The organism is Clostridium sardiniense, from assembly GCF_019753795.1.
GTDB lineage: Bacteria > Bacillota > Clostridia > Clostridiales > Clostridiaceae > Clostridium > Clostridium sardiniense.
Window position 1 is genome coordinate 22,374 of the sequence record NZ_JAIKTU010000007.1, and the last position, 14,222, is coordinate 36,595.

Consider the following 14,222-nt stretch of genomic DNA (forward strand, 5'->3'; position numbering starts at 1 on the left):
GTTACAAAAAAATAAAAAAAATTTTTTCGAGAATATTTTGGCATGCAATTTGCTATATATAAATAGTGTAAAGGAACACAAAACGAAAAAGTAAAATAATAAAATATAATATAAAAAATATAAAGTTTAAATCTTAAGGAGGAATTTATTATGAAAAAAATATTATTATGTTGTTCAGCAGGGATGTCAACAAGTTTATTAGTAACAAAGATGCAAGCAGCTGCAAAGGAACAAGGGATTGAATGTTTAATAAACGCTTATTCAGAAGCAGACGTTAAGAATCACGAAGATGAAATGGAAGTATTATTATTAGGACCACAAGTTAGATTCTTATTAAATAAAATGAAATCAAAATATGAGCCAATGGGAATTCCTGTTGATGTAATAAATACAGTAGATTATGGAACAATGAATGGCGCAAAAGTTTTAGCACATGCATTAAAATTAATCGATGAAAAATAAGATTCAGTAGATCATAACTGTGTCAAAAGTTTGGCAATATGAAGGGGAGTTAGGGACACATGGAAGAAATAATTTTAAACTTAATAATGCATAGTGGAGAAGCTAGAAGCTATGCAATGGAAGCTATGGAACTTGCAAAAAGTGGAGATATTGAAGGTGCTAGAGGATTAATTGAGAAATCAAATGAAGAGTTAGGACTTGCTCATCATTCACAAACTAGCTTAATACAAGGTGAAGCTGGAGGTCAAAAAGCAGAATTTTCATTATTATTAATTCATGCTCAAGATCATTTAATGACAACTATGACATTAAAAGATTTAGCAAGTCAAATAATTGACATACATGCAAGACTATAATTTATAGCATTTTAAATATGAACTCTAATGGTAAGCATTAGAGTTCATTAATTATATGTTAAGGAGATTAAAAATTATGAAATATATAATTGGTGTTGATGGCGGAGGTACTAAAACTGAAGCTGTAGCTTATAGCTTAGATGGAGAAGTTTTAGCTAAAAGTTTAACTGGTTTTGGAAATTTGCTTAATGATGAGAAAGAAGCCTTAAATAATATAACTAGCGCTGTTAACGAAATATTAGATAAGTTGAGTATAGATGGGTTAGAGGGTATATATCTTGGTATTGCAGGTTCAGAGGTATCTGATAATGCTAAAAAGATACAAAATGAGCTTAAGTCAAAGTTTAATTTAGATTCAGTTATTATGAATGATGGAGATTTAGCTTTAAAAGCATTACTAAAGGGTGAAGATGGAATACTTGTTATAGCAGGTACTGGTTCTACAGCTTTTGGTATAAATAGCACAAAGCAGGCTAGATGTGGTGGATGGGGCCATATATTAGGCGATGAAGGAAGTGCATATAAGATTTCAATTGAAGCATTTAAAAGAATGATTTATGAATATGATTTTGGTTTAGGAAGAAGTGAACTTTCACAATCAATACTTGATGAACTTAATGTTCAAGAAGTTGATGAAGTAATTGGATTTATATACTCAGCAACAAAGGATGAGATAGCAGGATTTGCGGGATTAGTATCTAAATATGCAGAAAAAGGTGATGAATATGCTAGGAGCATATTAGAAACTCAAGGGATTGCACTTGCAAAGGATGCAGAAAGAGTATTTAAAAGTCTAGATTTTAATAAGTGTAAAATAGGCCTTGTTGGAGGTGCTATAAAAAAATCTAAAATATTGAGAGATGCATTTGAAGAATACTTAAACAAAAATATAAATGTTGTTGAATTTGTAGATGAAGATGTATCAGCAGCAAAGGGTGCATACTATATATACAATAACAGTGTAAGGTAGAAAGATTTAGAAGGTATTGGAGGACATATTAATGAAGAGATTAGGTATTTCAGTATATCCAGGACATCGTCCAATTGATGAGATATTAGAATATATAGAGCTTGCCGCAAAGTATGGATTTGAAAGAATTTTCACATGCCTTTTATCAGCAGAAGGAAAATCAATAGAAGATATTGTAGAAGAGTTCAAAGTTATGCTTAATGTAGCAAATAAACATAACATGGAAGTTATAGCTGATTTAGATCCAACGGTATTTAATAATTTAGGAGCTAGTATCACAGATCTTAAGGTATTTAAAGATATGGGACTTAGTGGAATAAGATTAGATATGGGATTCTCAGGTAATGAGGAAGCTATAATGACTTTTAATAAATATGGATTAAAAGTAGAACTTAATATGAGTAATGGAACTAAATATGTTGATAATATAGTTTCATATAAACCAAATTTAAATAATTTATATGGATGCCATAATTTCTATCCTCATGTTTATACAGGACTTTCATATGATCATTTTATAAAGTGTAGTAAACAATTTAAAGAACTTGGAATAAATACAGCTGCATTTGTAAATTCCCCTAAGGCGGAATTTGGACCATGGCCAGTATCAGAAGGACTTTGCACATTAGAAATGCATAGAGATATGCCTATAGATGTACAAGCTAAACACTTATTTGCTACAGGTTTAATTGATGATGTAATAATAGCTAACTGTTTCGCATCAGAAGAGGAGCTTAAAGCATTAAGTGAAATTAATAAAGAAATGTTAGAACTTTCTGTTGAATTAGAAGAAGGTATACCAGAACTACAAAAGAAGATAGTTCTTGAAGAATTTCACTTTAACAGAGGGGATGTTTCAGATTATGTTATAAGATCAACTCAATCAAGAGTTAAATATAAGGGGGAAAGCTTTGCTCCATTTAACACAAAAGATATGAAAAAGGGTGATATCTTAATAGAATCAGATCTTTATACAAGATATGCTGGAGAGCTTCAAGTTGCAATAAAAGAAATGGAAAATAGTGGTAAAACTAATGTAGTTGGAAGAGTTGTAGAAGATGAGCAATTCTTATTAGATTATATTGAACCATGGAGTAAATTCGCATTTAAATTAAAATAATTTAAATATCATTAGGCTATGGGGATATTAATACCATAGCCTTTTAGATTAAAATCTTACAAAAGAAAATTACAGATTATTAAGTAAAGAGGTGTAGAGAATGAACAAAAAAGGAATAAAAATAGTTACTATTGGTGGAGGGTCAAGTTATACTCCAGAATTAGTAGAAGGATTTATTAAGAGATATGATAAGCTACCTGTAAGGGAATTATGGCTTGTAGATATAGAAGAAGGAAAAGAAAAGCTTGAGATAGTAGGAAACCTTGCTAAGAGAATGGTTAAAAAAGCTGGAATTCCTATGGAAATTCATTTAACTTTAGATAGAAGAGAAGCTTTAAAGGATGCTGATTTTGTTACAACTCAAATTAGAGTAGGTCTTTTAGATGCAAGAATTAAGGATGAAAGAATTCCATTAAGTCATGGCGTTATAGGACAGGAAACAAATGGTGCAGGGGGTATGTTTAAAGCATTAAGAACAATACCTGTAATCTTAGATATAGATAAAGATATGTCAGAACTTTGCCCAAATGCTTGGCTTATAAACTTCTCAAATCCAGCAGGTATGGTAACAGAAGCATTACTTAGACACGGTAGAAATAAAAAAGTCATAGGACTTTGTAATGTTCCAATAGGAATGGAAAAGGCAGCAGCAGATATGTTAGGTGTTGACCATTCAAGAGTAAGATTTGACTTCTTTGGATTAAATCATATGGTATTTGGAAAGAACATTTATGTTGATGGAGAAAATGTAACTAGTAAAGTTATAGATTCTATTGCAGAAGGTAAACTTGGATCAATAGTTAAAAATGTAAAAGATTTTGGATGGGATGCTGACTTTATAAAAGCTTTAGGAATGATGCCTTGCCCATATCATAGATACTATTTCCAAACTGCTCAAATGTTAGAGGATGAATTAAAAGAATTCTCAAAAGGAGAAACAAGAGCAGAGGTAGTTAAAAGATTAGAATCAGATTTATTTGATTTATATAAAGATGAAAACTTAGATATTAAACCACCTCAATTAGAAAAAAGAGGAGGAGCATATTATTCAGATGCAGCTTGTAGATTAATTTATTCAATCTATAATGATGAAGGAGATATTCAACCAATTGATGTTAGAAATAATGGAGCTCTTGAAGGAATAGATGATGATTCGGCTGTAGAAATATCATGTATGATTACAAAAGATGGTCCAAAGCCATTAGCTATGGGAGAAATTCCTGTATCAGTAAATGGATTAATTCAAACAGTTAAATCATTTGAAAGACTAGTTGTAGAAGCAGCTGTTACAGGAGACTATCATAAGGCGTTAATGGCACTTTGTATGAATCCATTAATACCTTCAGAAAGTATGGCTAAGACTCTTCTAGATGAATTATTAGAAGCACATAAAAATTATTTGCCACAATTTAAAGAATATTTTGAAGGTAAATAAAAAAGACTTTTTATAAAAAGAGTGAATCTATAAAGTAGATTATTATAAAAAAGAGCCTATTTATATGGGTTCTTTTTTTATGTATTAATATATTTTATTATTATATATAAATGAATAGAAAGTGAATGATATTGGAATAAAATATGAATAAGTTATGATATAATTGTTCTAGATTATTCAAATTTTGGAGGTAAGAATGGGCGTAAAAATAATAACTGATAGTACTAGTTATATTCCTAAAGATATTAGGAATGAATTGGATATTGAAGTTATTTCTCTAAATGTTATCTTCGGAGGAAGAAGCTATAGAGAAATTGACCTTACTAATGAAGAATTTTTTGATGAGCTAGAGAAATTAGATGATTTACCAACATCTTCTCAACCGAGTATAAATGAAGTTAAAGAAAAATTTGAAAATATTATTAAAAATGGAGATAAGGTTGTCTGCGTATTAATCTCATCTGATATGAGTGGAACTTACCAAAGTGCAAATATGATTAAAAATATAATCTTAGAAGAGTATCCAGAAGCAGAGATAGAAATTTTGGATTCTAGGACAAACTGTATGCAAATGGGCTATGCTGCAATAGTTGCAGCAAAAGCAGCAAAAGAAGGAGATGATATTAAGGGAGTTGTATCAAAGGCGGAAGAAGTAATAAATAAAAGCAAGTTCTTATTTATGCCAAAGACTTTAAAATATCTTAAAAAAGGAGGAAGAATAGGGAGTGCAGCTGCATTAGTTGGAAGTATATTAAAAATAGTTCCTATTCTTACAGTAACTGATGGAAAAACTACTATCTTTAATAAGGTTAGAACAAGAGGAAAGGCAATAAATGTAATAATCAATAAAGTTATAGAAGATATTGATAAAAAAGGACTTGGGGAGATTGCGATACATCATATAAATTGCGAGGATGAAGGAATAGAACTTAAAAAAAAATTAGAAGATAGACTAAAGCAAAAAGGAATAGAATGCAATATAATATTAGATTCTATAGGACCAATAATTGGATTACATGTTGGTCCAGGAAGCATTGGGGTTGCATACTATACTAAAAGTTAAATACATTAAGGGGGCAATTATGAATAGAATACTTAGCATGGATAAAAGTTTTTATAAGAAAGCACTTATTATAGCGTTACCTATAGTTATACAAAATTTTATAATGTCATCATTAAATATAGTAGATACAATGATGATAGGAAAGCTTGGAGAAAGTGAAATTGCAGCAGTAGGAATTGCGAATCAATATTTTTTCTTATTAAACATACTAATGATGGGGTTATTTAGTGGAATAGGGATTTTTGTATCTCAATATTTTGGTAAAAGAGATGAAAAGAACATTAAAAAACTTATTGGAATAGGAATTATAGCTGCAATAGTAATAGGTAGTATATTTAATATACTAGCTCAAATAGCACCAGAAGGAATAATTAGTATATTTAATAAAGATAAGTATGTTATAGATCTAGGAGCACAATATTTATTAATAGTATCTTTTAGCTATATTTTTACTGCTATAACATTTAATTATGGAATTTCGTTAAGATGTGTAGAAAAATCAATAGTACCTATGATAGCAAGTGCTATTGCATTAGTTACAAATACAGTATTGAATTATGGACTTATATTTGGAAACTTTGGCATGCCAGAACTTGGAGTAAGAGGAGCAGCTATCGCCACACTTATAGCTAGAATAATAGAGTTTCTAATAATAGTAGCTTATGTTTATATTAGCAAAAGTATTTTGGCAGGAAACTTAAAGGAATTATTCTCTTTTAATATAGAATTTGTGAAAAAGATATATATCACAGTAATGCCTGTATTATTAAATGAAGCTTGTTGGGGACTTGGTTCAGTTATGTATAATGTAATTTACGGGAGAATAGGAACTCAGGCAATAGCCTCAGTACAAATTGCTACTACCATAAATAATTTATTCATGGTAATAATTTTTGGTATGGGTAGTGCAACACTTGTAATGGTTGGGGCACAAGTTGGTAAAGGTGATGAAGAAAAGGCAGCAGAATATAGTAAGAATTTCCTAGTTATAGGATGTATAATCGGTATAATTATAGCTATAGCACTCTCATTATCTGCAAATACTATAGTCTCTGTGTATGAGGTATCAGATCAGGTTAAAACTTGGTCAAAGGCAATAATTTATGTTACATCAATAATAATGGTAATAAGAGTTTATAATATAATAGCAATTGTTGGAGTATTAAGGGGGGGCGGTGATGTAAAAGCATCATTTATTATAGAAGCATCAACAATGTGGCTTATAGGAGTTCCTTTTGCATTAATGGGAGCATTTGTATTTAAATTACCAGTATATTTAGTATATGCATTATGTACTTTTGAAGAAATTACAAAAGCAATTGCATGTTTTAAAAGAATGGCATCAAAAAAATGGATTAAAAATCTAGTAGCAGAGGCATAAAATGTAGGTGAGAAGTTATGGAGAATATTGTACTATATATTGTTGCTATATTTTTTTTAATAGGAGCGGCAGATTATGTTTGTGGAGATAAACTTAAATTAGGAAGTTATTTTGCTGATGGAATAAAAAGCATGGGACCACTTGCTATAGCAATGGTTGGAATAATATCTTTAACACCGGTAATAACAGAAGTATTAAATATAGTTTTAGTTCCAGTTGCAGATAAATTTGGAATTGATCCATCTATATTTATATCAAATATTATTGCTATAGATATGGGAGCTTTTAATATAGCAGAAAATATTGCACTTAGTAAAGAAATGATATATTTTTCAGGAGTTTTAATGGCTTCAATGCTAGGGTGCACTTTAAGCTTTACCCTTCCTTTAGCTCTTGGAATAATAAAAAAGGAAAATAGACAGCAATTATTTATAGGTATGTTATTTGGTATTATATCATTACCTTTTGGTTTATTTATTGGAGGATTGTTACTTAAGATACCTATAAATATTATACTTATAAATTTGATTCCTATAATTATAATTTCTATACTCCTTAGCATAGGAATATTATATTGCGAAAATAAAATAATTTTTATATTTAATATTTTAGGAAAAGGAATATTGTGGCTTAGTATAATTGGATTATCACTTCAAGGAATACAATCTATTTCAGGTGTAATGATTTTTAAAAATCTTATGCCATTACAAGAAGCTTTGAATATAGTAGGTAAAATTGCTATATTTTTAGGCGGTGCATATGTTATGCTTGAAGTACTAAAGAGATTGTTAGAAAGTCCTTTAGATAGATTAGCATTAAAATTTGGAGTTAACAAAAATTCGATTGCTGCATTTTTAGGAAGTTTAGCTTCAGCTATAATAGTATTTGTAAACTTCGAAGAACTTGATAATAAGGGGAAAATATTATGTAGCGCTTTTTCAGTTGGTGGGGCCTATGTGCTTGGAGGACAACTTGGATTTGTTGCAAGTGAAGCAACTGAAATTATAGGTATATATATATTCATCAAATTATTTTGTGGATTTCTATCGGTTTTCATTGCAATATTATATATAAAGAAAAAAGAGAGTATAGTTAAGAATTAGAAGGATTGATTTTATGAATGGTAAAATAAGAACAGTATTAATTTTTATTATAACTATAGTTGTATCTGTTGTAATAATAAATTATTTTAGTGATGATAAGCATAATAAAATAACAGGAGAAATTACTATTTGGGCAAATAATCATACGTATGATTACTTAGACGAACTGGCAAAGGATTATATGAAAAATAATAAGAGAGCAACGATTAAAATTGAGAATATTAATAATAATGAGTATTTTAATAAAATAGTAAATTTAAATAAAAAAGATGTACCTAATATTGTATTATTTAATAGTGAAGAGCTTACTAGCTTAATGAAAGAAAAGAAAATTAAACCAGAAGATCAGAGTAATTTAATAAATACTTATAAAATGAACTTTTCAAGTAGTAGATTACAAGAGGTAATGATAGATGGAAAGTTAATTGCTGTTCCACTTACAAGTAGACCTTTAGTAATGTATTTAAGAGAAGATGTATTAAAGGAATATGGATATTCTAGTAGTGATATAAATACATGGAATGATTTAGTTAAAGTTTCAGAAGATATTTATAAAAAAAGTAAAGGTAAGTATAGAGCATTAAATGGAACAGGACAAGATTATAATGATTTAAGGACATTACTTATAATGCAGAATATGCAGTATGAAAGTGATAAAGATAAGATAATAAAAAATGTAGAAAAAAATTTGAAGGATTTTAATGAAAAAAATATTATTACAAAAAACAATCATGAAAGATATTTTGCTAAAATATCTTCTATAAATGGAATGAAATCTATTGAAGGGTTAGAAACAAAATGTATTTGGACAGCAAATAATCCTCCAGCTGCTAAAGTTGGATCAAATAGATTTTTTGTAGCACAAGGTGAAAATCTCGTTGTTCTTAATAACGCTGAAGATAAGGAGCTTATAAATAGTTTTTTAGAGTATGTAAGTAATAATACAAATATAGCATTAAAATATGCACTTGATGGAAGTTTATTTCCAAGCTATATATATGCATATAAAAGTAATAAAGTAGAAGAGATTGTTAAGAATTTTGAGGGAAAGAGCCCTCTTGTTGTTATGAGTAATATCTCTAAGAAGGCTCCTAAAATAAATAATTATAATCTTTATAAAGAGATTGAAGGAAATCTAGTTAATTAAAGAATCTAATATTGTTTCATATACATTTAATGTAATTTGTGCAGTTTGCCTCCAAGAAAATTGGAGGCTTCTTTTATATCCTTTTTCAATTAAGTCATTTCTAAGGGAATCTTTTTCAAGTACATCAAATATAGCACTAGATAATTCATCTTCTATTGTAGGATTAATTAGTAGTGCAGAATCTTTAGTTACTTCAGGAATTGATGTAGTATTAGAAGTTATAACAGGAGTTTTACAGCTCATAGCTTCAAGTGGTGGAAGTCCAAATCCTTCATAATAAGATGGATATACAAAAAGATCTGCACCATTATAGAGAACAGGAAGATCTTTATCATCTAAAAAGCCAGTAAATATAATATCATTTTCTAAATTTAAGCTTTCAGAATAAGTTTTTAAATTAAGGCCGTCATCTTTTAAAGAACCTGCAAGAACTAGCTTATATTTATTAGAAAGACTGTTTTTAACTTTATTAAATGCACTTATTAGACCACGAACATTTTTTCTTGAGCTAAATCCGCCTATATATAATATATAAGGATCTTTAAAATTAAATTTACCTTGTATAGTTTCTCTACACTTATTTTTATTCATAGGAGTAAATTCATAATTTGTGGATAAAGGTGTCACAAATACTTTATCTTCTGGATAACCTTTAAAAAATTTTAGAATATCTCTTTTAGAATATTCAGAGACAGTAATTATACCTTTAGAATTTTCTATTATATTTGGAATATCTCTTAAAAATCTTTTTAAGTATCCTGGACCAACAGTTTCTGGCATTATATATGGTATAAGATCATGTATTGTTACAACTGTATTTATATCGTAATTAAAAGGGAATCCCATGCCATTTTGAGGAATATGATATAAATTTAATTCTCTATTTTTAATTAAATTTGGAATATATTCTTTTTCAAAAAAAGTACCATGGCGTCCAGAACAGTAAATAAGATCAGTATTTTTTTGAGTAAATCTAGTATCTACTTTTCCAGCCCATATAAGAGTAAATTGGTTATTCTTATCTATGTTTATCATTTCTGAAATTAAGTTTCTTGTATATGTTCCTATACCAGTTCCGGCATGTAAGTTTATACTTCTAGAATCTATGCAAATCTTCATTAAAACACCTCAATTTAGCTATATACTATAAAATATTATTGATAGTAAAATTTGTGAATGAAATCACATTAAATTAAGGATATTCATATAATAAATCAAATAAGTTTTGGGAGAAGTATATGAATGAAAAGATTATTAAAAATATAGTGGAAAAAGAGTACGATATAGAAGTTAAATCTGCAACAAAGATTAAAAATACTTATAAGATAAATGGAAATGAGGAATATTGTTTTAAGATTGTAAAATATAATTTTCCTCATTTTTATTTTATTTTATCTTCTATGTTACATTTAAAAAATAATGGTTTTTTAAATGTATTAGATATAATAAAAAATAATAAAGGAAGTTTGTATGTAGAGCTTACAAATGGAAATTATGCTTACTTAACTAAATGGGTAGATTCAAGAGAAAGCAATTATGATGATATAGATGAACTAAAAAAGATTTCTGAAAAATTATCAGAGCTTCATATCTGTAGTAGAAATTTTACTATAACACCTCTTATGAAGCCAAGAATATATTGGTTATCATGGATAAATACATTTAAAACAAGACGAGAAGAAATTCTTGATTTTGCACATAGAATATCTCAAAAGGCACATAAAAATAAATTCGATGAGGTGTTTTTAGAAAATTTAGATGAAGAGATTAGAAGAGCTGATAGGAGTATAAATGGACTTATCAAAAGTGATTATTCTTGTGTTATGGAAGAGCATTTAATGAAAAGAGAATTTTGTCACCATGATTTAGCGAATCATAATATATTGATAGGAAAAAATAATGATATAAATATAATTGATTTTGATTATTGTATCTTAGATAGTCATCTTCATGATTTATCTTCATTATTTATGAGAGCTATGAAATATCATAGGTGGGATAAAAATAAAGGTAATATAATACTTGAAGGATACTCTAAAAATATTGAGATTTCTGATAAAGAAAAAAAAATAATGAAATCATTTATGTTATTTCCACAAGATTTCTGGCAAAGAGGATTACAAATGTATTGGGAGCAACAACCATGGGGAGAGGAGTTTCTTTTAGAGAAACTTAATAAATATTTGAATGATAGAGAAGAGAAAGAAGAGTTTTTAAATAATTTCTTTAACTAAGGGGTGATTACTATAAATGAGGTAACTCTTAAAAATTATTTATTGGAAAATGACGTTTATATAATGGGAAATTATTTTAAAAAGAAGAAAAATGATATAGATATTTTAAATCATATAGATATAATAATTAACCTTCAAAAAATTTTGATGGGATACCATTCTGTTGAAAAAAACAGTATTTTAAGTGAAATAGGTAGAAGAGTTGATAGAATTTTTGTGATGACAAAAAAGTTAGATATAGGATTTAATGAGCTAAATTATTATGAAAAATGTGTATTAGATAAAGTAAAGAAACAGCTTAAAAGAATAGAGGATATTGATTATATAGATATATATAGAAGAGGGATGTATAAAGATGAAATATGTATTGAACGAGTTGATGAGAGTAATTTAAGAGTTGTAGATCAAGTAGAGATTGGTAAGATTAAAAAAATTAATTTTAACATAGTTGAGGAGGACTTTATAAATTATTTATTTAAATATAAGAAGAAATGTAATAAAGATGCTTTAAGAGAATATGCAAAAGAATATGTAAGAAGGTCAAACCTTAAAAAAAGTAGCCTTCAATATATAAACTTAATTGTTGATATGCCATGTGAGAGCCTTAAATATTGGTATAAAAATAGATATGAGTGGGATGAGCATAGTAGAGATGAATTCAGACTTATATCTGATAGAGAATTAGAATTCTAAAGGAGGTATGTAATGAGGAAGGTTAAATATGGAGATAAAAAGCTTTTATGTAGATATGATTTAAGTAAAAACTTTTTTGACAAGCTAGGACTTGATATATTAGATATAACTCCTCTAAGAAAGTTATATATATTAAATACAACTGAAGGAAAGAAAATATTAAAGAAAGTTGATTATAATGAAGAGAGAATAAAGTTTATAGGAGAGTCTCTTGAATATGTAAACAAGAATTTTCCATACATTATGAAAATGAATAAGTTACAAGCAAATGATAATTATATAAGCTGGCAAGGTGATAATTATATAGTAATGGATTTAATAGAAGGAAGAGAGGCATCAATAAGTAATCCCATAGAAGTAGAAATGTGCAGTGAGGCATTAGCTAGAATGCATAAGGCTTCTCAGATGATTAGCGATGTACTAGAGCCTAAAGAAATAGCTATTAAAAAATCTAACAATTTAGTTGAGTACTACAAATCAATAAAGGAAGATCTTATAAATATAAAGGACTGGGTAAGTTGTTATACTTATAAAAATGAATTTGATAAGCTTTTTATAGAAAATTGTGATAGATATATAGAAGAGATATCAAAGGTAAATGAAATGATTTGGGTTAGTAAATATAGAGATTTATTAATGGATAAGGAGTTAATATGTCTTTGTCATAATGACCTTGCAAATCATAACTTTATAATCAATGAAAATAAGATTAATATAATTGATTTTGATTATTCTACAATAGATTTAAGAACTTTAGATATAGCTGACTTTCTTTTGAAATGGATTAAGAATAGTGTTTTTGATATAAATAAGGGAAAGCTTGCACTAGAGAGCTATGATAAAATATTCAAAATAAAAGATGAGGAATATAAACTTATATATATTTTGATGAGTTTTCCAAGGGATATATATTCAATAATAAAATCATATTATCATAAGAGTAAAGAATGGGAAGAAGAGGTTTTTCTTCATAGATTCAAGACAAAACTTGAGAATGATGTATTTAGAATAAAATTTTTAGATGATTATAAGAAGTTTTATGAAGATAAGATATTATAAATAAATTAAAGAGTGAGTGATTAAAATTTTTAATCACTCACTCTTTAATTTATCTACTTAAAATGCTTTCATAAGCTTTAATAGTATTTAGAGCTGTATTTTCCCATGAAAATAACCTGCTTCTTGTTAGTGCTTTTTTTACCATAGCTAGGACTAGTAAGCTATCACTTAGAACTCTTTGCATTGCGTAACATAAATCATCAGGATTATGAGGGTTTATAAGTAATGCAGAATCATAACACACTTCAGGAAGGGATGTTTCTGTAGATGTTATTACAGGAGTACCACATGCCATAGCTTCTATAGGTGGCAATCCAAATCCTTCATAAAAGGATGGATATACAAGCATTTCACAAGCATTATAGAAATAAGGTAAGTCTTCAAGTGGGATAAATCCAGTAAATATAACATCATTTTCAACATTCAAATCTCTAGCTCTATTTAGGTAGACATCATATGAAAACCCTTTTTTACCTGTTATAACTAGCTTTGTACTTTTTCTATAAGGAGGAGGTAATAATGAAAATGCTTCAATTAGCCCAAGTATATTTTTTCTTGGACTAAAGCCTCCAACATATAATATAAAATCTGATGCAATACTATATTTTTTTTCAATATTTTTTTTGCATTGGCACTTACTCATAGGTCTGTAAATCTCTTCAGCAGCTAAGTGAGTTACATATATTTTCTCCTTAGGATAATTAAATTCCTTGCATATATCTTGTTTAGAAAATTCTGAAACAGTAATTATTCCATCACAATTATCTAGAATTTTAGGCATATCATCATTAAATATTCTAAGATAACGATCGCTAACTGTCTCTGGCATTCTAAGCGGGATTATATCATGTAATGTAATGGCTTTTTTGCAATTAATATTGTCAGAAAGTCCTACACCGTTTTGAGGAACATGATATAATTCCATGCTATTACTAGATAAAATATTAGGAACTCTTACCTCTTCCCAAAAGTGCTCCTTAACTACAGTATCAATTTTTTCGATTTTAAAATTAGAATTTAAATTACTTAGGTTGGGATTATCTGGTGTAAAAATTAAATAATCATTATTGAAATCTACATTATTTAAATTATTTATCAATTGGTGCGTATACGTGCCGATACCTGTTCCTCTATACCATTTTGCGGCTCTGCCGTCAATGCCAATTTTCATGATTTAATCCTTTCAAAGTATTCTTAAT

Annotated in this window: 14 protein-coding genes; 12 read left to right on the forward strand and 2 right to left on the reverse strand. The window is 28.2% G+C overall.

From position 1 onward, the window contains the following. The first annotated feature begins 150 nt into the window (after positions 1-150). The 9 genes from K5V21_RS09520 to K5V21_RS09560 all read left to right on the forward strand — a co-directional run bounded on the left by K5V21_RS09520 (position 151) and on the right by K5V21_RS09560 (position 9,037). The gene (locus K5V21_RS09520; protein WP_204595459.1) at positions 151-462 is read left to right on the forward strand and encodes a PTS sugar transporter subunit IIB; all 312 of its coding nucleotides are present in this window, start codon (positions 151-153) and stop codon (positions 460-462) included. A 59-nt stretch (positions 463-521) separates the two neighbouring features. After that, complete coding sequence (locus tag K5V21_RS09525; RefSeq protein WP_204595460.1) at positions 522-818, forward strand: PTS lactose/cellobiose transporter subunit IIA; 297 nt, start codon at positions 522-524, stop codon at positions 816-818. A gap of 76 nt (positions 819-894) precedes the next feature. Then, positions 895-1,788 (forward strand): N-acetylglucosamine kinase, encoded by an 894-nt coding sequence (locus K5V21_RS09530; RefSeq protein WP_221861068.1) that lies wholly within the window; start codon positions 895-897, stop codon positions 1,786-1,788. Positions 1,789-1,819: 31 nt separating this feature from the next. After that, the gene (locus tag K5V21_RS09535) at positions 1,820-2,908 is read left to right on the forward strand and encodes a DUF871 domain-containing protein (RefSeq protein ID WP_221861069.1); all 1,089 of its coding nucleotides are present in this window, start codon (positions 1,820-1,822) and stop codon (positions 2,906-2,908) included. A gap of 100 nt (positions 2,909-3,008) precedes the next feature. Next, positions 3,009-4,343: a 6-phospho-beta-glucosidase gene (locus K5V21_RS09540; RefSeq protein ID WP_221861070.1), complete on the forward strand. Its 1,335-nt coding sequence runs from the start codon at positions 3,009-3,011 to the stop codon at positions 4,341-4,343. A 196-nt stretch (positions 4,344-4,539) separates the two neighbouring features. After that, a complete protein-coding gene (locus K5V21_RS09545; protein ID WP_221861071.1) occupies positions 4,540-5,406 on the forward strand; it encodes a DegV family protein in 867 nt (288 codons plus the stop codon). A 19-nt stretch (positions 5,407-5,425) separates the two neighbouring features. Beyond that, complete coding sequence (locus K5V21_RS09550; protein WP_221861072.1) at positions 5,426-6,787, forward strand: MATE family efflux transporter; 1,362 nt, start codon at positions 5,426-5,428, stop codon at positions 6,785-6,787. A gap of 17 nt (positions 6,788-6,804) precedes the next feature. Beyond that, complete coding sequence (eutH, locus tag K5V21_RS09555) at positions 6,805-7,890, forward strand: ethanolamine utilization protein EutH (protein WP_221861073.1); 1,086 nt, start codon at positions 6,805-6,807, stop codon at positions 7,888-7,890. Positions 7,891-7,903: 13 nt separating this feature from the next. Next, positions 7,904-9,037: an ABC transporter substrate-binding protein gene (locus K5V21_RS09560; protein ID WP_221861074.1), complete on the forward strand. Its 1,134-nt coding sequence runs from the start codon at positions 7,904-7,906 to the stop codon at positions 9,035-9,037. Here the strand turns inward: K5V21_RS09560 and K5V21_RS09565 are convergent. Next, entirely contained in the window at positions 9,026-10,156 is a 1,131-nt protein-coding gene (locus K5V21_RS09565; protein ID WP_221861075.1) for a glycosyltransferase family 4 protein, read from the reverse strand. The two genes, K5V21_RS09560 and K5V21_RS09565, sit on opposite strands and share 12 nt — an antisense overlap. Positions 10,157-10,275: 119 nt before the next feature. Between K5V21_RS09565 and K5V21_RS09570 the strand changes: the two genes are divergently transcribed. From K5V21_RS09570 to K5V21_RS09580, 3 genes are all read left to right on the forward strand, one after another. After that, positions 10,276-11,271, forward strand: coding sequence for a CotS family spore coat protein (locus K5V21_RS09570; protein WP_221861076.1), 996 nt, complete (start codon positions 10,276-10,278; stop codon positions 11,269-11,271). Positions 11,272-11,334: 63 nt separating this feature from the next. Further along, the gene (locus K5V21_RS09575; RefSeq protein ID WP_221861077.1) at positions 11,335-11,964 is read left to right on the forward strand and encodes a hypothetical protein; all 630 of its coding nucleotides are present in this window, start codon (positions 11,335-11,337) and stop codon (positions 11,962-11,964) included. A gap of 12 nt (positions 11,965-11,976) precedes the next feature. After that, positions 11,977-13,023 carry a CotS family spore coat protein gene (locus K5V21_RS09580; protein WP_204595471.1) on the forward strand — a complete coding sequence of 349 codons (1,047 nt, stop codon included), beginning with the start codon at positions 11,977-11,979 and terminating at the stop codon, positions 13,021-13,023. A gap of 49 nt (positions 13,024-13,072) precedes the next feature. Here K5V21_RS09580 and K5V21_RS09585 read toward each other — a convergent pair whose 3' ends face one another. After that, positions 13,073-14,194 (reverse strand): glycosyltransferase family 4 protein, encoded by a 1,122-nt coding sequence (locus K5V21_RS09585; RefSeq protein ID WP_204595472.1) that lies wholly within the window; start codon positions 14,192-14,194, stop codon positions 13,073-13,075. Positions 14,195-14,222 lie beyond the last annotated feature (28 nt).